The organism is Pseudarthrobacter arbutini (assembly GCF_054510915.1).
This window is the reverse complement of the sequence record NZ_JBTNDQ010000007.1, coordinates 139,147-158,655: the sequence shown is the minus strand read 5'-3', so window position 1 is coordinate 158,655 and position 19,509 is coordinate 139,147. Positions and strand designations below refer to the sequence as shown.

Here is a 19,509-nt window from a genome sequence, read left to right as displayed (position 1 = left end):
TCAGGAGAGACCTTCGTGAGCACCACAGAAGCCAGCACCGAGCAGCTGATCATCATCGGGTCCGGCCCCGCCGGCTACACGGCCGCCATCTACGCCGCACGTGCCGGACTCAACCCGCTGGTCCTGGCCGGCTCGGTCACGGCCGGTGGTGCCTTGATGAACACCACCGAGGTGGAGAACTTCCCGGGCTTCCCTGGCGGCGTTCAAGGACCTGAATTGATGGACGGGCTGCAGGAACAGGCCGAAAAATTCGGCGCCCGCATCGTGTTCGACGATGTCACCGAAGTCACGTTGGCAGGCCACCTGAAGCGCGTGGTCACCGGCGCTGGCGAGACCCATGAGGCACCGGCCGTCATCCTCGCCACCGGCTCGGCGTACAAGGAACTCGGCCTGCCGGAAGAAAAGAAGCTCAGCGGGCACGGCGTGTCCTGGTGCGCCACGTGCGACGGTTTCTTCTTCCGTGAACAGGACATCATCGTGGTCGGCGGCGGTGACTCGGCCATGGAGGAAGCGACCTTCCTGACCCGCTTCGGAAAGTCCGTCACCGTCGTCGTGCGCAAGGACGAACTCCGCGCCTCCCGGATCATGGCCCAGCGCGCTAAGGACAACCCGAAGATCAGCTTCGCCTGGAACTCCGCCATCACTGCCATCCACGGCGATGCCAAAGTCACTGGCGTCACCCTGACGGACACCCGCAGTGGGGAGACTCGCGAACAAGCGGCCACGGGCATCTTTGTGGCCATCGGGCACGTGCCGCGCACGGAACTCTTGGCTGGGCAAGTAGAGCTGGATGCCGAGGGCTACATCAAGGTGGATTCCCCCACCACGGTCACCAACCTCACCGGGGTATTCGCCTGCGGCGATGCCGTGGACCACCGCTACCGCCAGGCCATCACCGCTGCCGGCACCGGCTGCGCCGCGGCCCTGGACGCCGAACGCTACCTGGCCGCCCTGGAGGATGCGGACAGCATTGCCACGGCCCTGGTCGAAGAGCCAATCCACGCCTGACTACGGAAAGGGGAGGGGGTGAGCTGGATGGACGCCGATTGCTGCACCGATACGGGCTGCTGCGACGAGGATAATCTGGACTGCTGCTGACAGCCCTTCCCCGCCCAACTAGGTAGCAGCAAGTGTCGTTATGAGCGCTCAAAACGACATCTACTGCTACCTAGTTGGCCACCGCACCGCCACACCAACGGATGAAACAGAGGACAGCATGGATCCAGTAAAGAACCTTCCCGTCGCCGTCATCGGCGCCGGCCCCGTGGGACTGGCCACCGCAGCCCACCTGCTCGAACGCGGCCTCGAGCCGCTGATCTTCGAGGCAGGCCCGACGGCGGGATCCGCCATCGAACAGTGGCGCCACATCCGGCTGTTCTCACCCTGGCGGTTCAACCTCGACGCCGCGGCCGTGCGTTTGCTGGAAGGCGCCGGCTGGGTGGCCCCCCGTCTGACGGCACTCCCGTACGGCGGGGAACTTATCGACAATTACCTCGCCCCGCTGGCCGCAACCTCGGAGATCTCCTCCCGCCTCCAGACCAGCGCACGCGTCATCGCCGTCACACGCCAGGGCATGGACAAAACCCACGTCGGGGACCGCGAAACCACACCCTTTACCGTCCGCGTCGAACACGACGGCGGAGAAGTGCGCGACCACACCGTGGCCGCCGTGATCGATGCGTCCGGCACCTGGTCCACCCGCAACCCGCTCGGAACCTCCGGGCTGCCCGCCATCGGCGAAGACACGGCCGCCGCCCGGATCTCCTCGCCCCTGCCGGACGTCACAAGGCGGGACCGTGCCACCTTCGCGAATCGTCGCGTCCTGATCGTGGGAGCCGGGCACTCGGCCGCGAACACACTGATCAATCTGGCAGACCTCGCCAAGGAAGAGCCCGGAACCACCATCCTGTGGGCCGTACGCGGAGCATCCGCCGAAAAGGTCTACGGCGGCGGAGACGCCGACGGACTGCCCGCCCGCGGCCAACTCGGATCCCGGCTCCGCCGACTCGTTGAGGCGGGAACCATCGAACTGCGCACCGGCTTCGGCATCGCCTCCCTCAAAACACTGGATTCCGGCGTCAGCGTCGAAGCCGCCGACGGACGCACCCTGGACGCCGACGTCATCATCCCTTGCACAGGCTTCCGGCCGGACTTGGACATCCTGCGCGAGCTCCGGCTCAACCTTGACCCCGCCGTCGAGGCGCCGGTCGAGCTGGGTCCGCTGATCGACCCCGAATTCCATTCCTGTGGCACGGTCCAGCCGCATGGCGCCAAGCTTCTCGCCCACCCGGAAAAGGACTTCTACATCGTCGGCATGAAGTCCTATGGCCGTGCGCCGACCTTCCTGCTAGCTACCGGCTACGAACAGGTCAGGTCCGTCGCCGCGGCACTCTCCGGCGACCAGGCCGCGGCGGACACTGTCCACCTTGAACTGCCCGAAACCGGGGTATGCTCCACCGACGTCGGCACCAGCTGCGACGTCCCCGCGGCTTCAACAGCAGACACTGACGGATCAGCGGAGAGCGGCTGTTGCGCCGCCCCGGAGCCGGTCCTCGTTGGATTCCCCACCGGGCTGGCTCACGGCCGCTCCGGGGAACACTGACCACAACCAACCACAACGCACCGTTCCGGACGCACGCCAAGGGAGTATGCCATGACCGAACACCAGAAAACGACGCTGGGATTGCAGGACAATACTGAAATCCTGCACCGGATCAGCGAACGCCTCGCCGAGCGTTTCACCGGGGTGTTCGCCGTCGAGACGGTCGAACGCTACGTCTTCGAGTCCTACACGGCCTTGGCCCGGACAGCGAAGATCAGCGCCTACCTGCCTGCCACCACGGAACACTTCGCCAACGACCGGCTGGCCGCCCTGGCCAAATCCAAGGGGTCGGTGGTCTCCGAGGTCCCGGAGGTCCTTTTCGTCTGCGTGCAGAACGCCGGCAGGTCACAGATGGCTGCCGCGCTGCTCAACGTTGAAGCCAAAGGCAGGATCCGGGTCCGCTCGGCCGGCTCCATGCCGGCATCGGCATTGGACCCTGCCGTAGTAGCGGCGATGGCCGAGATCGGTCTTGACCTGTCAACGGACTACCCGAAACCACTCACCGACGACGTCGTGCGCGCATCGGATGTGGTCATCACCATGGGTTGCGGCGACTCATGCCCCATCTACCCGGGCAAACGCTACGAAGACTGGGTGCTGACGGACCCGGCCGACCAGTCGCTCGAAACCGTGCGCTCAATCCGAGACGAGATCCACGATCGAGTCAGAATCCTCGTCGAGTCCCTGCTCAATAAGGAAGAACCCACACCATGACAGACCAGTCCACCGCGCTCGGCATCGAGGCCAAGAAGCCCAGCGTCCTTTTCGTCTGCAGCAAGAACGGCGGAAAGTCCCAGCTGGCCGCCGGCCTGATGAAGCAACTCGCCGGCGGAGCCGTCACTGTCCACTCCGCAGGCACCAAACCCGGGAAGTCGCTCAATCCGCAGTCCGTGGAGTCACTGGCCGAAGTCGGCATCGACATCACCGGCGAGCACCCCAAACCGGTCACCGACGAGGTGCTGAACGCCGTCGACGTCGTGGTTGTCCTGGGCACCGAAGCGAAACTCGAACCCCGGGACGGGACACGCTCTGAAGTATGGGAAACGGACGAGCCCTCCGAACGCGGCATCGAAGGTATGGAACGCATGCGCCTGGTCCGGGACGACATCAAAGCCAGAGTCCAGGCCCTCTTCGCCGAGCTGACATCCAGCCGGGGCTAACGAGCCCCGGATTCTCGAGCACGGCCGGTCCTGACGTATCTTCGACCGGGACTTGGGAGGTGCCCCATGCGGTGGCCTGCCCGCGCTCTGCATCAGCCGTGACCGCGTGTGGGCTGCTGTGCCACTTCCTGCCCACCGCGGGGCGGCCGATCAGCGAAGAGACGGGCCGCGCCCCGTTCTCGTGGCCGGAGCGTTCTCAGCCGGGCTTCTCCGTGCCGGCGCCGTACACGTACACGGGGCTGTGCTCCGGTTAGAGGGACATTCGATAGCCGACGCCCCGCACGTTTTCAATGACGGCGGACACCCCTAACGCTTCGAACTTACGGCGGGCCCTGCCCAATGCCGTGCGCAGGCCATCCGGATGCATGGGCCGTTCACGTGCACAGCGCTCCGTTAATTCCTCCAGGCGGACGACTCGGGGGGCTTCGGCCATAAGGTAGGCGAGAGCGTCGAATTCGTTCCTCGTTAGATGGACATCCTCACCTCCGACCAGCACGCGGCGCGAATGTGTGTTCAGAACGATGGGTCCGTTGGTCAGGACGGCAGCCATGGTCCGCATTGGCAGGTTGAGCTGGGTGATGGCTCTCGCCAACCGTTCTGCGGTACATGGCAGGGCGACCAGCCCCCTGGCCCCGGCTTCAAGCGCCTGGAATCCCTGGTCCCGGCCCTGGGCACCACTTCGGACTCCTACGAGGACAGGGACATCTGCCTGCCTGACGAGTACCCGGACAAATTCGGGCAACGGAATGCCCTCGATGTCCGTGTCCACCAGAACCAGAGAGGGCGGGTCGGCTCCGATGTTCACGAGCGCGCTCGCTGGATCCTGGTAGCGGCAGATTTCGATTCCTTGGGGAAGCAACGACAGGTCGGAGTCAACGGTGATGGGTGACCGGCCGGTGACCGCCACGACCTTGTACGGCAGACGGTGACGCCGTGAAGCCGGGAGATTGTGTTCGAGAGGCGATTTCATCGGCGGATTTATCCGAAGCGGCCGGAAATGTAATCCTCGGTCCGCTGATCGCGCGGTGATTCGAAAATCTGTGTGGTCGTCCCATATTCAACCAGGACCCCTGTCCGGTCGCCCGTTCCTTCGGCTGCGAGGGCCGTGAAGAAGGCCGTCCGGTCCGCGACGCGGGCTGCCTGCTGCATGTTGTGGGTCACAATCACGATGGTGTAGTTCCGGCGGAGTTCCGCCATAAGATCCTCGATCCTGGTCGTCGCGATGGGATCAAGGGCGGAACACGGCTCGTCCATCAGGATCACGTCCGGCTTGACGGCAATGGTCCGCGCGATGCATAGCCGCTGCTGCTGTCCGCCGGACAGTCCAAACGCGGACTGTTTGAGTTTGTCCTTCACCTCGGGCCAGAGTGCAGCGCCGGTGAGGGCCTCTTCAACAAGTTCATCCATGTTCTCGACCTTCATGCCGGTCACCCGCGGGCCGTAAGCAATGTTGTCGTAGATGGACTTGGGAAACGGGTTGGGTTTTTGGAATACCATGCCGATGCGGCGGCGGACCTCGATGGCGTCGACGTTCTTGGCGTACATGTCCACGCCGCGGAAGGAGACTTTGCCTTCGACGCGCGCGCCGTCGATCAGGTCGTTCATGCGGTTCAAGACCCGGATGAGGGTGGATTTGCCGCAGCCGGACGGGCCGATGAGTGCGGTGATCTGGTTGCGGGCGAACCCCAGGTCGACACCTGTGACGGCGCGGAAGTCACCGTAGTAAACGTTGACGTCATCGCAGGTCAGGATGGCGTCGCTAACGCGGTCGGTGTTATCGCCGCGCTTCTGTGTGGGTGCCACGTGGACCGGGACGCCGTGCTGCTCGTGCAGTCGTGCCTCCTCTTCAGGTTTGAGGGCGGGAACGTCAGTGTCGGTGTCTTTGGTCATGGGATTACCACCGCTTCTGATAATGATTACGGATGTAGATGGCCAGGCCGTTCATGAGGACCAGCAGGACCAGCAGGACGATGCTCGCCGCGGCGGCGAGTTCGTGGAATTCTGCCTGGGGACGGCTGGACCAGTTGAAGATCTGGATTGGCATGGTGGTGAACTGGCTCATGATGCCGTTGGGGTCGAAACTGACGAACACCAGCCCCCCCAGCACCAGTAGGGGAGCTGCTTCGCCCAGCGCCCGGGAGAGCGCAAGGATGGATCCGGTGGCGATCCCGGGAACGGCGGATGGCAGGACCTGACGCCAAACGGTCTGCCACTTTGTAGCTCCCAGTGCCATGGAGCCTTCGCGGATTTCCTGGGGAACAGACCTGATGGCTTCGCGTGTGGCGATGATGATGACCGGCATGATCAGCAGGCCCAATGCCATTGCTCCGCCGATAACGACATTCTTGTTTTGGAACCCCAGCATGGACAGGAAGGCCAAGGCGAGCAGCCCGTAGATGATGGAGGGGACCGCTGCGAGGTTCTGGACGTTCAGCTCGACCATGCGGTTGAATTTGTTGTGTTTGTCTGCGAATTCTTCCAGATGAATAGCCGCCGCGACCCCCAGTGGGATGGTCAGAATGGCCGTGACGGCAACCACCCAGACGGATCCGAGAATGGCGGGTCGCGCTCCTGCGTCCCCAGGTGACGACGAAGGATAGTTGGTGATCAGTCCCGGCCGCATCACGGCGAAGCCTTCCATGAATGTCGTAATGATGAGCACCAGAAGGAAGAGGAAGGACACCGCCAGGGCGGCCCATATCAGGAGCAGGAACACCAACGAGGCCGGGCTGTTTTCCCCGCTGAGCTTTTTCGCCCGATAACCAAGCGGTTTGACGGGGTCCAGAACGTTCCGCTGATCGGTTCTCACTAGTAGGCCTGCCTGTATCTACGGACAAGGGCAATGCTGATGAAGTTGACCACCAAAGTGATCAGGAACAGCAGTAGCCCCACCGCGAAGAGTGTGTCGTATTGGATGGACCCCACGCGGGAATCGCCCAGGGCGGCGCTGGCGATGAAGCCAGTCATGGTTTGGCCCTGTTCAAGCGGGCCCGAGACGATGCGGGCCTGGCTGCCTGCGGCCATCGCGACGATCATGGTTTCACCGACCGCCCGGGATACTCCCAGAACGATAGCGGCGATGATGCCCGACAATGCAGCGGGGAACACTACCCGAAGCGTGGTCTGCATCCGGTTGGCCCCCAGGGCTGCGGATCCCTGACGCATTGCTTGAGGAACTGCGGACATGGCGTCCTCGGAAACAGACGCGACCGTCGGAACGATCATGATGCCCATGACGACGCCGGCGGCGAGAACACTGAACGCGCCGGTGTCCAGGCCAAGCCACTGCCGGAACACTATGCCCTGCACGAAGGTCAGGGCGAACAGCCCGTACACCACGGTCGGGATGCCCGCGAGGATTTCGAGGACCGGCTTGAGGACCTTGCGAAGGCCGGGCCTAGCGTATTCAGACAGGAGCATGGCGGCCCCAAGACCGAACGGCACGGCGATCACCAGAGCGATAAGCGTCGTCCACAGCGTGGCTGTAATCAGCGGCACAACTCCGAAGGACGCCTGAGCGAAACGCGGCGCCCAACGGTCACCGAAGAGGAAGTCTGCGACAGGGACCTGCCGGAAGAATCCCAGCGCCGGCACTATCAGTGCCAGCAGGATCCCGATCGTCGTGGCGATGGTGACGGCAGCGGCCAGGGCAAGCAGGATACGGATGACGCGTTCGCCGTGGCGCGGTTTCCCGTTGAGCGTAAACGGGGCCGGGCGGCCCGGCGCTTTGGCCGGACCACCCGTCTCACGCAGAGATGTCATGACAGAACTACTGGCTATCGAGTATCGGCCGTCAGCTGCCGATCGAGGCCAGCTCTTCCTTGGCCTTGACGGACTGTTCTTCGGTCAGGCCGATGAAGAGGGCCTCTTTGGCGATCGAAGTTGAATTCTCGGCGTAGAAGTCCACGAATTCCTTGACCTGGGGCTTTTCGGTGTAGGACTTGTTCGCAACGTATACGAACAACGGCCGTCCAAGCGGCTTGTAGGTGCCGTTCTGGACCGTCTCAGTGGAGGGCGTGACACAGCCTGCACCGTTGTCCACCGGGACGATCTTGACCGCAGTAGGGTTTTCCTCGGCGTAGGACAGGCCGAAGAAGCCCAAAGCGCCCTTTGACCCCTGAACGCCCTGGATCGTCACGTTGTCATCCTCGGAGGGGCTGTAGTCGGTGCGGATGGCGCCTGTCTTGCCGTTGATGGCCTCGGTGAAGTAATCGAACGTGCCGGAGTCGGTGCCCGCGCCGAACAGGTCGAGCTTTTCAGCGGGGAAGGAGGGGTCAACGTCCTGCCAGGTCTTGACCTTGCCCTCGGCTTCCGGACCCCAGATCTTTTTCAGCTGCTGGACCGTGAGGCACTTGGCCCAGTCGTTTTCGGGGTTCACGACGACGGAAAGCCCATCGTTTGCCATGATGATTTCGGTGTACGCAATACCCTTGGCCTTGCACTCGGCGGCCTCTTCGTCCTTGATCGGGCGGGAGGCGTTTGAAATGTCGGTCTCGCCGGCACAGAATTTCTTGAATCCCCCGCCGGTGCCCGATGTTGCAACCGAGACGTTAATGCCTGAGTTCTTGCCGCGGAAACTGGTGGCAGCCGCTTCGGTCAAGGGGGCCACTGTCGAGGAACCGTCAACGGCGACGCTGCCGCTGGCGCCTCCGCCGGTAGAGTTTCCGGACGGGGTATTGTTCTGCCCGCCGCAGGCGGTAAGGACGAGGAGCGCGGAAGCCAGGCTCAGGGCTCCGAAGTAGTTGATAGCACGCTTTTGCACGGTCGATCATTCCCTCCATGAGCGGGTGATGACTCCCGCTGCGTTGCGGTGAATTCGGCGAGCACTTCGCTTAACACAATTGGAGTTGCTGAACATGAATACTGGGTTAACGGCAGGGATACTTCGGTGGACATCTCCCGGAAACGCGCAGAATTCTTCGGGGATCCTTGCCGCAGCCGACAGGTCCTTCGTTGAAGGCTTAGCCGGTCATGATTGCAGACCTTTTGATGCGTGGGGTGCCCGTGACGCCTGCCTGAAACACGCGGGCTATGTGTAGTCCGGCCTCCTTATTCGGCCCAAGGCCTCCATGCTCCTCCCGGGCGCCGGTGGTGGTTAGCGCTTCGGGAACAGCGGGGGATTGCTGTCATCCTGGGCGTGGGGCACGTGTTCCCTGCCCAGGGACTGCCAGAAGGCGTCCTCGCTTTCGGGCGGTCTGGCGAACACGGTCCGTCCGGGATTGTGGCGGCGAAGCAGGTCGATCGCTTGCGTGCCGAGTCCCTGGCGCCGCGTCCCTTCGGCGTCCATGAAGTCGATCTCGAGTCCGTCGCCGCGTCCGGGACCCCGTAGCCGGGATCGAACTCCGGGTGATCGACGATCAAGCCGCCCGCCTTCCTCCCCGGCCGTGATGAGGCTGTAGAGCAGGTCCGAGGGAGAGGTGGCGATGACTTCGTCGGCCTGCCAGCAGACCCGGGTGAAGTCCTCTGATGCCTCAATCGAGGAGATGAAGGGGAGCGTGGCTGCGACGGCTTTGACGGCGGCGGCTGGGTCTTCAGTCCAAGGCCGGCCGGACCGGGTGCAGGCGCGGAAGTCAGCAAGAACGGCGGGACGCCGTCGACGTCGTGATCGTTCTGGGCACCGAAGCCAAGCTCGAACCCCGCGAAGGCACCCGCTTCGAAATTTGGGAAACCGACGAACCTTCCACCCGGGGCATCGAAGGCACGGAGCGCATGCGCCTCGTCCGCAACGACATCAACGCCCGCGTCCGAAAGCTCCATGCGGAACGCACAGGGAACTAAGCCTGTCCAAACCGGTGGTTGAGCTTGTCGAAACCAGGGTCTCGACTGGCTCGACCACCGGCGCCGGCCGGTCGTATCTGTATTGTTCGGCACGTCCGGCGCCATGGCTTAGCGTTGGCGGTGCCCGGGCAGATACGGTAGTAGCATGACGTCACCCACCGCCACCGAGACATTACGCCCCAAGCGCAACATCCCAGCAGAAATCGCCCGTTCGTGGCTTCTGGTCAACGCCATGAAAACCGACCTGTTTGACCAGTCGGCTGTTTCGCGGGCTGACTCGATCATCCTGGACATCGAGGACGCCGTGGACCCGTCGCAAAAGGACGAGGCGCGCGGACACGTGATTGACTGGCTCAGCGGCGGCGGCCAGGCCTGGGTCCGAATCAACGATGCCACCAGCCCGTTCTGGGCCGATGACCTGGCAGGGCTGCGCGGTACGCCCGGGCTGCTCGGCGTGATGCTCGCCAAGACCGAATCAGCTGACCAGGTGACCGAAAGTTTCCACCGGATGGACGGCAAGACGCCCGTCATCCCGCTCGTGGAATCCGCTCTGGGTATCGAGGAAGCCAACAACATCGCCAAGGCCCAGGGTGCTTTCCGCCTGGCGTTCGGCTCCGGCGACTTCCGCCGCGACACCGGCATGGCGGCCACCCCCGAGGCCATGGCCTATCCGCGCGCGAAACTGGTGGTTGCCAGCCGCGTCGGCAACCTGCCCGGCCCCATTGACGGCCCCACCGTCGGCACCAACCACCCCATCCTGCGCGAGCAGACCGGCATCACCGTGATGATGGGCATGACCGGCAAGCTGTGCCTGGCCATCGACCAGACGAACGTCATCAACGAGGTCATCAGCCCCACCCCGTCGGACGTCGCCTGGGCCACGGACTTTATGTCCGACTTCGAGGCCAACGGCCGCGTCATCCGTGACGGCTCGGACCTGCCCCGCCTGGGCCGCGCCGAAAAGATCATGAAGCTCGCCGTAGCGTTCGGCGTGCAGCCGGCGCTGTAGCGCCACCCGTACACCCAAGCACAGGAGACCCCGTGACCGATACCCGCTATCTGGTTCACGGGGTCTTTTGGGACGGCGCCCCGGCGCAGACGCTAAGGCACGACGGCGGCAGCCCGGTTCTGCGCCTCCAGTCACCGTCCGGGGATCTCCGCGAGGTCAGCCTCGCGGCGGGCGCCAGGCTCGGTTTTGCGGTGGCCGATCACGGCAGGTTCTGCCTGGGGCATTACAAGGTCCACTCAGCCAGCAGCCGTGACCACGTCCTGTGCCCGGCCCGCGCCCCCGCCGTGAAGGGCAAGCAGTGCGAACGCTGCTTTGTGCTGGACGATTCCCGCCTTATCCACGATTTCCACCGGGGCGGCCGCGTTCCGGACGGGCTGCGAACTTATCTTCTGCAGGATCACTGGCTGTACGTGGCCACGTTCGCCGGCGGCGCCAGCAAGGTGGGCACGGCGTCCCACCTGAGGAAATGGAACCGGCTCGCGGAACAGGGAGCGGTTGTGGCGCGGTACGTTGCCAGGGCGGAGGACGGCCGCGTGGTTCGGCTCCTCGAGGACATGGTGACGCGCGAGGCCGGTCTGGCGCAGCAGGTCCGCTCCGCCGCCAAAGCCGAGGCCCTGGCGGGGCCATTGCCCGCGGCCGCCCTGGACGGCATCAATGAGCGGCACGCGGCCGCGGTCCGCACGCTGCTGGGCCAGGCTGCCGTCGACGGTTCCAGCCCCGAAGGTTTCAGCATCGTGGACGAACTATGGGTGCGGCCGGCGCAGGCGGCAGGGCTTTGCGCCCCCACAGCGCGCCACACGTACCCCCATCCGTTGGAGCAGGGAAAGCACGGCTTCGGCATCACCGCGCTGAGCGGGAGCAACGCCCTCGCCAGCCTGGCCGGAACGGACGCGGCCTTTGTGGTGAACCTTGGCAGGCTGGCTGCCCGGACCATCGTCCTGGGGGACTTCGCCTCGGAGGTGCCGGCCGTGCAGGAACCGCTGTTCTGAACCTGCTCGGTAGACTGTCACGGTGCTCAAAGAATTCTGGGAGTCAGCGCCCACCTTGTACAAAGTCCTGGTCTTCGGCGCCATGGGCCTCATCGCCGTCGGCATCATCCTGAACCTGATCGGCAACACGTCCGGAAACCAGGGCCTCGCCACTGCGTCACTGCCGCTGATTGGGCTGGGCCTCCTGCTGCACATCGCAGGGATTGTGGTGCGGGGCCAGACCATCCGGAAGAACCTCCGCAAGTAGCCGGAATTCCGGGTGTCCCGGGGCAGACCGATAGGCTTGAGGCCATGACTATCAATCCGGACCTGCAGGGCCGCAGCTACCCTGCCGCAGAGGTTTACGACGTCGGCCGCGAGAAGATCCGCGAGTTCGCCCGCGCGGTCAAGGCCACGCACCCAGCCCATTTTGACGTCGAGGCCGCGAAGGCTCTCGGACACAAGGATTTGGTGGCACCACCCACGTTCGCCATCATCATCGCCCAGCGCGCCGATGCCCAGCTGATCGAGGATCCGGACGCCGGCATCGACTTCTCCCGCGTGGTCCACGCCGACCAGCGCTTCATCCACCACCGCCCCATCTTCGCCGGCGACCGCCTGGTTGCCGAACTGCACGTTGACGGTGTCCGTGCCATGGGCGGCGGGGCCATGATCACCACCCGCCAGGAAATTTTTGCCCTGACCGACGGCGGCAACGGACCGCGCGAGGCAGTCGCCACCACCACGTCATCCATCCTCGTCCGCGGAGAGGGACAGTAACCATGAGCCCCAGCTTCCACGAACTCAGCGCCGGCCAGGACATCGGCAGCCGCACCATCGAAGTCACCCGGACCGACCTGGTCAAGTACGCCGGCGCCTCCGGCGACTTCAACCCCATCCACTGGAACGAAGCCTTCGCCACCGGCGTGGAACTGCCCGGTGTGATCGCCCACGGCATGTTCACCATGGGTGCCGCCGTTCAGCTGGTGACCGACTGGGCAGGCGACCCCGCCGCCGTCGTCGACTTCCAGACCCGCTTCACCAAGCCGGTCCTGGTCACCGACACCACCGGAACCACGGACGCCGGGGCCACCATCGAGGTCAGCGGCGCCATTGGAAAGCTCGACGCCGATGCCGGCACCGCCCGCGTTGACCTCACCGTGGTCGCTGCCGGCCAGAAAGTGCTGATGAAGGCCCAGGCCGTCGTCAGGCTTTCATGATCCTTTGACCGTCAACACAACTGCCGCTGCCGAGGTCACTGCCTGGCGCAATGCCGTGGTGGTTGCCTACGCCGGCAGTGGGCTGGCCTTCGCGTCCTGGGTTTCCCGGCTTCCCGCCATCCGCGACGGGCTGGAGCTGACCCCCGGCACGGTCGGTTTGCTGTTGCTGTGCATGACCTTGGGATCGTTCGTCTCGGTGTCCGCGTCGGGGCTGATCGTGCTGCGTCTCGGCTCCAAACGGACCATCCGCACCGGCGCCATCATGGTGGCCTGCGGCATGGCCATCACCGGATTTGGAACGTCGGTGCTGGCCACGCCGCTCGCGGTGGCCGTGGGACTTGCCGTCATCGGGCTCGGCTCCGCCAGCTGGAGTACGGCCTCCAACGTCGAGGGTGCCTCGGTGGAACGCGCGGTGGGCCGGCACATCATGCCCCGGCTCCACGGCGCATTCAGCCTCGGCACCGTGGCAGGTGCAGGCCTTGGGGCGTGGGCCGCAGCCACCTCCGTCCCGGTGTTTTGGCACCTGGCGGCGGCCGGCGTGGTGGTTGCCGTCTCGGTGACGACGGCGGCAGCCTGGTTCCGTGCAGATGTCACCCCGGTCGCGGGGGAGCGGACGTATGTACAGGACAACTTCGAGGACCCGTTCACCGGCCCGATCCCCATTGTCACCGCCGGGGCGCCCGCTGACGCTTCCGGCGCCCCGCTGGACAACAAGCGCAAGATCGCGGAGGCCTGGCGCGACCGGCGCACCCTGCTGCTCGGAGTCATGGTCCTGGGGCTTGCCTTGGCCGAAGGTGCAGCAGGGGACTGGGTGGCGCTGGCCCTCGCCGACGGGCACGGCCAGACCGACGCCGCCGGAGCCGCCGGCTACGGGCTCTTCGTGACCTTCATGACCATCGGACGCTTCGCCGGCACGGTGGTCCTGGACCGCTTCGGCCGCGTCCCGGTGATGCGCTGGTGCGCCGCGCTCGCGGTGTTCGGGCTCGGCCTGTTTGTGTTTGCCCCCGTTCCCTGGCTCGCCTTTGTGGCCCTGGCCATCTGGGGACTCGGCGCCTCGCTGGGTTTCCCGGTGGGCATGTCCGCCGCCGCGGATGATCCCGCCAAGGCTGCGGCCCGCGTCTCCGTCGTCTCCACCATCGGCTACGGTGCGTTCCTGTGTGGGCCGCCGCTGTTGGGGCTGCTGGCTGAACACGTGGGCATCCTGCACTCGCTGCTGGCCGTGATGGTGATGCTGGTGGCCACCTTCTTCCTCTCACCGGTGGCCCGGAAGATTCCCTAGCTCAGTTTGATGGCGTTTGATTCGGTTTGGTCTTGTTACGCTGGTTTGGTGACCCAGACAATGCTTTCTGCCCTGACCACGGCCGCCGTCGGGGGCCCCGCCGACAAATATGTTGAGGCCAGCACCGAGGCGGAGATCATCGACGCCGTCCGCACGGCTGACGCTGCGGGGGAGCAGGTCCTCATCATCGGCGGCGGCTCAAACCTCCTGATTTCCGACGACGGGTTCCCCGGCACCGTGATCAGGATCGCCTCCGAAGGGTTCACCGTCAACGCCGAGGACTCCTGCGGCGGCGTGGCGGTGGTGGTCCAGGCCGGCCACAACTGGGATGCCCTCGTGGAGCACGCCGTGCTGCATGCATGGTCCGGCATCGAAGCACTCTCCGGCATCCCGGGGGCCACGGGCGCCACGCCCGTGCAGAACGTCGGGGCCTACGGCTCTGACGTCTCCCAGACCATCGCGGCGGTCCGCACCTGGGACCGGACCCGGAACGCGGTCCAGACGTTCACCAACTCAGAGCTGAAGTTCGGCTACCGCGATTCCATCCTGAAACAGACCACCGTCGAGGGCTCACCCCGCTACATCGTGCTGACCGTGGAATTCCAGCTGCCGCTGGGCCGGATGAGCGCGCCCATCCGCTATGCCGAGCTGGCCCGCTCCCTGGGCGTGGAGGCAGGCAAACGGGCCTACTCCAACGATGTCCGCCGGGAAGTCCTGCGGTTGCGGGCTTCCAAGGGCATGGTGCTGGATCCCGAGGACCGGGACACCTATTCCACCGGGTCCTTCTTCACCAACCCCATAGTCCCCGTGGACGTGGCGGCAACGCTGCCGGATACCGCCCCTCAGTACCCCGCGGGGGCAGAGGGGCTGGTGAAGCTGTCGGCCGCCTGGCTGATCGACCAGGCGGGGTTCGGCAAGGGCTATGGCCTGGTGGAGGGCAGCGCCTCCGGCGGGCGGGCGTCGCTGTCCACGAAGCACACGCTGGCCATCACCAACCGCGGCTCCGCCAGCGCCAAGGACATGCTGGCCATTGCGCGCGAGGTGCGCGCCGGCGTCGTCGAACGCTTTGGCATTGAACTGCACCCGGAACCGCTGCTCATCGGCGTGACGCTCTAGGGTCAGCTGGCTCGCGTCACCGGCGCCATGGGCCCATCAAAGGCCTCTGTCAGCCGGACGTTCGTGGCCATGCCGAGCAGGGCTGCGGCCCAACCGGTCAGCGCCAAATATGGACCCATAAACAGCCAGACCATAAGTCCCGGAACCGCCGGGTGGTTCGCGGCTGCAAGGATGCAAACCACCAAACCGATCACGGCGGTGGCATGGGCGAGGATCCAGAGCAGCCGGCCGCTGACGGGATAGAGCTTCCAGTCACGGACAATGCGGACCTTGCCGCGGCCCACCCGGATACCGGGAAAAAGCACGGCGTACCCTCCGCCGAGCGACAGGAACAGGGAAGGCAAGAGGAATTCCAGGGGTGCCTCGCCGCCGCCTCCCGGGAATCCCAGGGGCTGGAAACCAATGGCCGGGGCCAGCCCGATGGCCACGCCGGCCAGGACCGATACGGTCCCTGCCACCAGCCATGCCTGTGTTCCGCGCGCGAATAATTGCCACAAACTCCCCAAAGTCATGCTTACACCTTATCGGGCCAGGTCCTACGATGAGGACATGGCAGTGAACCGCGTAAGCCCCAAGGTGATGGGCAGGTTACGCCTTGCCTCTCAAGGACTGCTCGGTCCCGGGCTCGGCTCCGTAGAGGCCGCGGTCCGCTGGATGACAGCCACGCAGGCTCAGGACCTGCAGGCCGCGCTCTGGGCCATGGGCCTCCGCGTTCCGGGCGCAGGTTTGACTGACGTGCGCGCCGCGCTGGACAGCGGAAGGGTGGTCCGGTCCTGGCCGATGCGCGGCACCTTGCACCTGGTGGCTCCGGAGGATCTGCGCTGGATGCTGGACCTCACCACCGAGCGTCTTAGCCGCATCATTGCCGGCCGGCACCGGGAACTGGACATCACGTGGGCGGACATCGAGAAGTGCCGCGACGTTGCCTTGGAGCGGATTGCGGCCGGCGGTCCCGTGAGCCGGACCGAACTCTTCGAGGTGTTTGAAGCAGCCGGGCAGCCCACCACCGGCCAGCGGGGGGTCCACCTCTTGGGGACGCTGTGCCGGCACGCCTGGCTGGTTCAAGGGCCATTGGCCGGTAGCCAGCAGCTGCTGGCGGCGTTCGATGACTGGATTCCGGTGTCGCGCGAGCTTGAGCGGCAGGAAGCGATCGCCGAGTTCATGTTGCGCTACTTCCGCAGCCATGGCCCTGCCACCGTCCGCGACTTCGCCTGGTGGACGCAGATTCCCCTGACCGACGTGCGGGCGGCGTTTGAGTTGGTCAGCGGGCAGTTGGTGGAGCTGGAATTCGGGGGCGTTCACTATTGGATGTCACCGGAGACTGCATCAATGCTCGACGACGGCGTGCCCGGGCAGCGGTCCGTCCTCCTCTTGCCGGGCTTCGACGAGTTTGTGCTGGGCTATCAGGACCGCAGCCTGGTGTTGGAGCCGGAGCACGCCAACAAGATCGTCCCGGGCGGCAACGGAGTGTTCAAGAAGACCGTCGTGGCCCGGGGAGAGGTGATCGGCACGTGGGCGCGGGCCGGAACCAGCCGCAGCGCCGCCGTCGTGCCTGAACTGTTTGACGCAGCCAAGCCACTTGGACCCGCTGCGCAGGCCGTGTTCAGCAAGGCCGCCGTACAGTACCTCGCATTCCTGGACAGCTAAGCCAGGCCCCATTCGCCGCCCTGCCGAACGCGAGCGGCCCTGCCCCGCAAAAGCGGTGCGGGGCAGCACCGTTCCTGCGGGGCAGGGCAGCGAATGATGCCGGAAGAAGCGGATGCGTGTATTTCTGCCGGGGGTTGTCCACATAATGTGGCCGCGATCTACCGGGGCCAGCCGTGGTCCGAGAACCTTGGACCATGAATGGCGACAAAGTCCGTGTGCTCCTGGATGGGCGCTGGCCGGCCTTCCCCGTTGCCTCCACGCAACAGTTGGACGCGGCCGGGCTGGACGAGCGGGTCCTGACGGCAGCAGTCCGCGCCGGAACCATCCTGCGCCTTCGACGCGGAGCCTACGTCCGGAGCGCTGACTGGAAGGGAGCGGAGCCGTGGACCAGGGATGCCCTGCGGATCCAGGCGCACTTCCTGTCCACCGGCGGGGCCTGCCGCTACAGCCATATCAGTGCTGCGAGACTGCACGAGTGTCACGTCTGGGATGCCGGGCCCATGGTCCACGTCACCACGGCCTATGCCAACTCGACGAAAAGTGCCGGCACGGACGTCCGTACTCACCGGATGGACCTGCAACCCGTAGATATGACAACGCTGTGGAGCATGGATGGCAAAGAGATTCTGACTACCGGCATTGAACGGACCGTCCTGGACTGCGCCCGTATCCTGCCACTGGAGCAGGCAGCCGTGATCGGCGACCACGCGCTGCGCAAGGGAGCTGGAATCGACAGCATGCGGCAACTTCTGGACGTGGGACCGGTCAAACGCGGGAACCGGCGGGCGCTGGATGTGCTGGCGGCCCTGGATGGGCGGTCGGAATCGGTGGGTGAGACCCGGACCAGGCTGCTGCTGCGATCATTCGATCTGCACATGTTCATTCCGCAGTTCGAGATTCAGGCGCCAAGTGGTCAATTCAGGGCAGACTTCGCGGATCCAGTAGCCCGCATCGTGATCGAGTTTGATGGCAGCGGCAAATACACCGACTACAGACCGACGGAGGAGGTGCTGCTCGCCGAGCGTCGCCGGGAGAACGCACTGATCGAAGAAGGCTGGCTGGTCCTTCGACTTGAGTGGAAGCACTTGGCGTATCCCGCGGATGTGCGGCGCCGGCTGTTGGCCATGATGGACCGGTCCAGGATCCTGCGTGCCTCGGGCCTGACCGCCTGACCGCCTGAACGCAAAGACGGCTCTGCCCCGCACGAGCGGTGCGGGGCAGCACCGTTCCTGCGGGGCAGGGCCGTTCGAGTGGCGGGGAGCCGCGGGAGGTTACAGGTTCCCGGTGGCGATGTTGAGCATGCGGCGCAGCGGCTCGGCGGCGCCCCAGAGCAGCTGGTCACCAACGGTGAAGGCGCTGATGTACTCCGGGCCCATTTCCATCTTGCGGATGCGGCCCACGGGGATGTCCAGCGTGCCGGACGCGGCCACGGGGGTCAGGCCTGCCATGGAGTCTTCCTTGGTGTTCGGGATGACCTTGGCCCACTCGTTGTCCTCGGCGAGGAGCTTCTCGATCTCGGCCACGGAGAGGTCCTCACGGAGCTTCAGCGTCAGTGCCTGCGAGTGCGAACGCATGGCCCCGATCCGGATGCACAGGCCGTCCATCATGATCCGGTTTTCGTCCGATGTGCCCAGGATCTTGTTGGTTTCAACCCCGGCCTTCCACTCTTCCTTGGACTGTCCGTTGCCCAGGTCCGCGTCGATCCACGGGATGAGTGAGCCGGCCAGGGGCACGCCGAACTGGGTGGCGTCGATGTCGGAGCGCTGGTGGGCCAGGACCTTGCGGTCAATTTCCAGGATGGCCGACGCCGGGTCGTCCAGTTCCGAGCTGACTTCGGCGTTGAGCGTGCCGAACTGGCTCAGGAGCTCGCGCATGTGCCGCGCGCCGCCGCCGGAGGCAGCCTGGTAGGTCATGGACGTGCCCCATTCGACGAGGCCGTTCTTGAACAGCCCGCCGAGGCCCATGAGCATGCAGGAAACGGTGCAGTTCCCGCCGATGAAGTCCTTGGTCCCGTTGACCAGGCCCTTGTCGATGACGTCGCGGTTGATCGGGTCCAGCACGATGATCGAGTCGTCGTTCATGCGCAGCGTGGAGGCGGCGTCGATCCAGAGGCCGTCCCAGCCGCGGCCACGCAGCTCGGTGTGCACGCGCTTGGTGTAGTCCCCGCCCTGGGCGGTGACAATAATGGGCAGCTTAGCCAACGTGTCGACGTCGAACGCGTCCTCAAGCTTGCCGGCGGCGCCAGCGGCAGCACCGGCAATCGACGGGGCGGCACCTCCCGCGTTTGACGTGGAGAAGAACACCGGGTTGATGTTGGCGAAGTCGCCCTCGTCCTGCATGCGCTGCATCAGGACGGAGCCGACCATGCCGCGCCATCCGACCAGGCCGACGGAGGGGGTAGCTGCTGTAGTCATTCGTCCAGTTTAGACGCCGGACCGCGCAGGGCGCAGTCGGTTACGTCACTGCCGTGAGGGATAACGCGCGACGGCGCGTGGGGCAGGAAACAGACGTCAGCTGCGGTTGGTCTCCTCCAGCACCGCGGCTTTGCGGAGGCGCAACGCGTAGAAGGCGCCGAAGGCAAACACCTGCGTCACCACCACCAGCACGATGGCGCCGGCGATCTTGTTGCCGCCCAGGATCATGGTCAGGCCCACGATCGCAGACAGCAGCGCGAGCAGCGGCAGCAGCATGTAGCCCAGCACAAACAGTGTTTCCGGTTTTTTCAACATC

General features: G+C 65.2%; 22 protein-coding genes and 1 pseudogene. 14 read left to right on the top strand and 9 right to left on the bottom strand.

What is annotated here, in order from left to right; all coding sequences use genetic code 11:
• The first annotated feature begins 15 nt into the window (after positions 1-15).
• From trxB to ACX80V_RS10095, 4 genes are all read left to right on the top strand, one after another.
• The gene (gene trxB / locus ACX80V_RS10110; RefSeq protein WP_485843016.1) at positions 16-1,008 is read left to right on the top strand and encodes a thioredoxin-disulfide reductase; all 993 of its coding nucleotides are present in this window, start codon (positions 16-18) and stop codon (positions 1,006-1,008) included.
• Between the two features lie 208 nt (positions 1,009-1,216).
• The gene (locus tag ACX80V_RS10105) at positions 1,217-2,602 is read left to right on the top strand and encodes an FAD-dependent oxidoreductase (protein ID WP_485843073.1); all 1,386 of its coding nucleotides are present in this window, start codon (positions 1,217-1,219) and stop codon (positions 2,600-2,602) included.
• A 51-nt stretch (positions 2,603-2,653) separates the two neighbouring features.
• On the top strand, positions 2,654-3,316 hold the full coding sequence (locus ACX80V_RS10100) for an arsenate reductase ArsC (protein ID WP_485843015.1): 663 nt from the start codon (positions 2,654-2,656) through the stop codon (positions 3,314-3,316).
• Positions 3,313-3,762, top strand: a complete 450-nt coding sequence (locus ACX80V_RS10095) for an arsenate-mycothiol transferase ArsC (protein ID WP_485843014.1) — start codon at positions 3,313-3,315, stop codon at positions 3,760-3,762. Before ACX80V_RS10100 ends, ACX80V_RS10095 begins: the two co-directional genes overlap by 4 nt.
• Before the next feature lie 250 nt (positions 3,763-4,012).
• Here ACX80V_RS10095 and ACX80V_RS10090 read toward each other — a convergent pair whose 3' ends face one another.
• The 6 genes from ACX80V_RS10090 to ACX80V_RS10065 form a co-directional block, all read right to left on the bottom strand.
• Positions 4,013-4,732 (bottom strand): winged helix-turn-helix transcriptional regulator, encoded by a 720-nt coding sequence (locus ACX80V_RS10090; RefSeq protein WP_485843013.1) that lies wholly within the window; start codon positions 4,730-4,732, stop codon positions 4,013-4,015.
• Between the two features lie 8 nt (positions 4,733-4,740).
• The gene (gene pstB / locus ACX80V_RS10085; RefSeq protein WP_485843072.1) at positions 4,741-5,514 is read right to left on the bottom strand and encodes a phosphate ABC transporter ATP-binding protein PstB; all 774 of its coding nucleotides are present in this window, start codon (positions 5,512-5,514) and stop codon (positions 4,741-4,743) included.
• A gap of 142 nt (positions 5,515-5,656) precedes the next feature.
• Positions 5,657-6,571: a phosphate ABC transporter permease PstA gene (gene pstA / locus ACX80V_RS10080; RefSeq protein WP_485843012.1), complete on the bottom strand. Its 915-nt coding sequence runs from the start codon at positions 6,569-6,571 to the stop codon at positions 5,657-5,659.
• Entirely contained in the window at positions 6,571-7,524 is a 954-nt protein-coding gene (gene pstC / locus ACX80V_RS10075; RefSeq protein WP_485843011.1) for a phosphate ABC transporter permease subunit PstC, read from the bottom strand. The genes pstA and pstC overlap by 1 nt, the downstream gene beginning before the upstream one ends.
• A gap of 31 nt (positions 7,525-7,555) precedes the next feature.
• Positions 7,556-8,524 carry a PstS family phosphate ABC transporter substrate-binding protein gene (locus ACX80V_RS10070; RefSeq protein WP_485843010.1) on the bottom strand — a complete coding sequence of 323 codons (969 nt, stop codon included), beginning with the start codon at positions 8,522-8,524 and terminating at the stop codon, positions 7,556-7,558.
• 333 nt (positions 8,525-8,857) lie between these two features.
• On the bottom strand, positions 8,858-9,049 hold the full coding sequence (locus ACX80V_RS10065; protein ID WP_485843009.1) for a hypothetical protein: 192 nt from the start codon (positions 9,047-9,049) through the stop codon (positions 8,858-8,860).
• A 305-nt stretch (positions 9,050-9,354) separates the two neighbouring features.
• Between ACX80V_RS10065 and ACX80V_RS10060 the strand changes: the two are divergent.
• The 8 genes and pseudogenes from ACX80V_RS10060 to ACX80V_RS10025 all read left to right on the top strand — a co-directional run.
• A pseudogene (locus tag ACX80V_RS10060) lies at positions 9,355-9,540 on the top strand (low molecular weight phosphatase family protein); the annotation flags it as partial.
• 145 nt (positions 9,541-9,685) lie between these two features.
• Complete coding sequence (locus ACX80V_RS10055; protein WP_254746946.1) at positions 9,686-10,549, top strand: HpcH/HpaI aldolase/citrate lyase family protein; 864 nt, start codon at positions 9,686-9,688, stop codon at positions 10,547-10,549.
• Between the two features lie 32 nt (positions 10,550-10,581).
• A complete protein-coding gene (locus tag ACX80V_RS10050; RefSeq protein ID WP_485843008.1) occupies positions 10,582-11,538 on the top strand; it encodes a DUF2797 domain-containing protein in 957 nt (318 codons plus the stop codon).
• A gap of 22 nt (positions 11,539-11,560) precedes the next feature.
• Positions 11,561-11,785 (top strand): DUF3188 domain-containing protein, encoded by a 225-nt coding sequence (locus ACX80V_RS10045; RefSeq protein WP_485843007.1) that lies wholly within the window; start codon positions 11,561-11,563, stop codon positions 11,783-11,785.
• A gap of 44 nt (positions 11,786-11,829) precedes the next feature.
• Complete coding sequence (locus ACX80V_RS10040) at positions 11,830-12,297, top strand: FAS1-like dehydratase domain-containing protein (protein WP_058931676.1); 468 nt, start codon at positions 11,830-11,832, stop codon at positions 12,295-12,297.
• A gap of 2 nt (positions 12,298-12,299) precedes the next feature.
• Positions 12,300-12,737 (top strand): MaoC family dehydratase, encoded by a 438-nt coding sequence (locus tag ACX80V_RS10035; protein ID WP_058931677.1) that lies wholly within the window; start codon positions 12,300-12,302, stop codon positions 12,735-12,737.
• Between the two features lie 4 nt (positions 12,738-12,741).
• Positions 12,742-14,016 carry an MFS transporter gene (locus ACX80V_RS10030; protein WP_485843006.1) on the top strand — a complete coding sequence of 425 codons (1,275 nt, stop codon included), beginning with the start codon at positions 12,742-12,744 and terminating at the stop codon, positions 14,014-14,016.
• 48 nt (positions 14,017-14,064) lie between these two features.
• Positions 14,065-15,132 carry a UDP-N-acetylmuramate dehydrogenase gene (locus ACX80V_RS10025; protein WP_485843005.1) on the top strand — a complete coding sequence of 356 codons (1,068 nt, stop codon included), beginning with the start codon at positions 14,065-14,067 and terminating at the stop codon, positions 15,130-15,132.
• Positions 15,133-15,134: 2 nt separating this feature from the next.
• Here the strand turns inward: ACX80V_RS10025 and ACX80V_RS10020 are convergent, their stop codons facing one another.
• Positions 15,135-15,590, bottom strand: coding sequence for a hypothetical protein (locus ACX80V_RS10020; RefSeq protein ID WP_485843004.1), 456 nt, complete (start codon positions 15,588-15,590; stop codon positions 15,135-15,137).
• Between the two features lie 91 nt (positions 15,591-15,681).
• Here ACX80V_RS10020 and ACX80V_RS10015 point away from each other — a divergent pair, with 91 nt between their 5' ends.
• Both ACX80V_RS10015 and ACX80V_RS10010 read left to right on the top strand, forming a co-directional pair.
• The gene (locus ACX80V_RS10015) at positions 15,682-16,779 is read left to right on the top strand and encodes a winged helix DNA-binding domain-containing protein (RefSeq protein ID WP_485843003.1); all 1,098 of its coding nucleotides are present in this window, start codon (positions 15,682-15,684) and stop codon (positions 16,777-16,779) included.
• Positions 16,780-16,973: 194 nt separating this feature from the next.
• Positions 16,974-17,951: a type IV toxin-antitoxin system AbiEi family antitoxin domain-containing protein gene (locus tag ACX80V_RS10010; RefSeq protein ID WP_485843002.1), complete on the top strand. Its 978-nt coding sequence runs from the start codon at positions 16,974-16,976 to the stop codon at positions 17,949-17,951.
• Positions 17,952-18,050: 99 nt separating this feature from the next.
• On the opposite strand, the gene asd is transcribed toward ACX80V_RS10010, so the two are convergent.
• Positions 18,051-19,193, bottom strand: coding sequence for an aspartate-semialdehyde dehydrogenase (gene asd, locus ACX80V_RS10005; protein WP_056344503.1), 1,143 nt, complete (start codon positions 19,191-19,193; stop codon positions 18,051-18,053).
• Positions 19,194-19,289: 96 nt separating this feature from the next.
• Positions 19,290-19,508, bottom strand: coding sequence for an NF038396 family protein (locus ACX80V_RS10000; RefSeq protein WP_056344500.1), 219 nt, complete (start codon positions 19,506-19,508; stop codon positions 19,290-19,292).
• Position 19,509: the final 1 nt, after the last annotated feature.

What these genes read in the sequence shown, in the direction of transcription:
- ACX80V_RS10105 (WP_485843073.1), top strand. Translation starts at nt 1,217, where the DNA reads ATGGATCCAGTAAAGAACCTTCCCGTCGCCGTCATCGGCGCCGGCCCC.
- ACX80V_RS10100 (WP_485843015.1), top strand. Translation starts at nt 2,654, where the DNA reads ATGACCGAACACCAGAAAACGACGCTGGGATTGCAGGACAATACTGAA.
- ACX80V_RS10095 (WP_485843014.1), top strand. Translation starts at nt 3,313, where the DNA reads ATGACAGACCAGTCCACCGCGCTCGGCATCGAGGCCAAGAAGCCCAGC.
- ACX80V_RS10090 (WP_485843013.1), bottom strand. Translation starts at nt 4,732, where the DNA reads ATGAAATCGCCTCTCGAACACAATCTCCCGGCTTCACGGCGTCACCGT.
- pstC (WP_485843011.1), bottom strand. Translation starts at nt 7,524, where the DNA reads ATGACATCTCTGCGTGAGACGGGTGGTCCGGCCAAAGCGCCGGGCCGC.
- ACX80V_RS10065 (WP_485843009.1), bottom strand. Translation starts at nt 9,049, where the DNA reads ATGGACGCCGAAGGGACGCGGCGCCAGGGACTCGGCACGCAAGCGATC.
- ACX80V_RS10055 (WP_254746946.1), top strand. Translation starts at nt 9,686, where the DNA reads ATGACGTCACCCACCGCCACCGAGACATTACGCCCCAAGCGCAACATC.
- ACX80V_RS10040 (WP_058931676.1), top strand. Translation starts at nt 11,830, where the DNA reads ATGACTATCAATCCGGACCTGCAGGGCCGCAGCTACCCTGCCGCAGAG.
- ACX80V_RS10035 (WP_058931677.1), top strand. Translation starts at nt 12,300, where the DNA reads ATGAGCCCCAGCTTCCACGAACTCAGCGCCGGCCAGGACATCGGCAGC.
- ACX80V_RS10015 (WP_485843003.1), top strand. Translation starts at nt 15,682, where the DNA reads ATGGCAGTGAACCGCGTAAGCCCCAAGGTGATGGGCAGGTTACGCCTT.
- ACX80V_RS10010 (WP_485843002.1), top strand. Translation starts at nt 16,974, where the DNA reads ATGAATGGCGACAAAGTCCGTGTGCTCCTGGATGGGCGCTGGCCGGCC.
- asd (WP_056344503.1), bottom strand. Translation starts at nt 19,193, where the DNA reads ATGACTACAGCAGCTACCCCCTCCGTCGGCCTGGTCGGATGGCGCGGC.
- ACX80V_RS10000 (WP_056344500.1), bottom strand. Translation starts at nt 19,508, where the DNA reads ATGTTGAAAAAACCGGAAACACTGTTTGTGCTGGGCTACATGCTGCTG.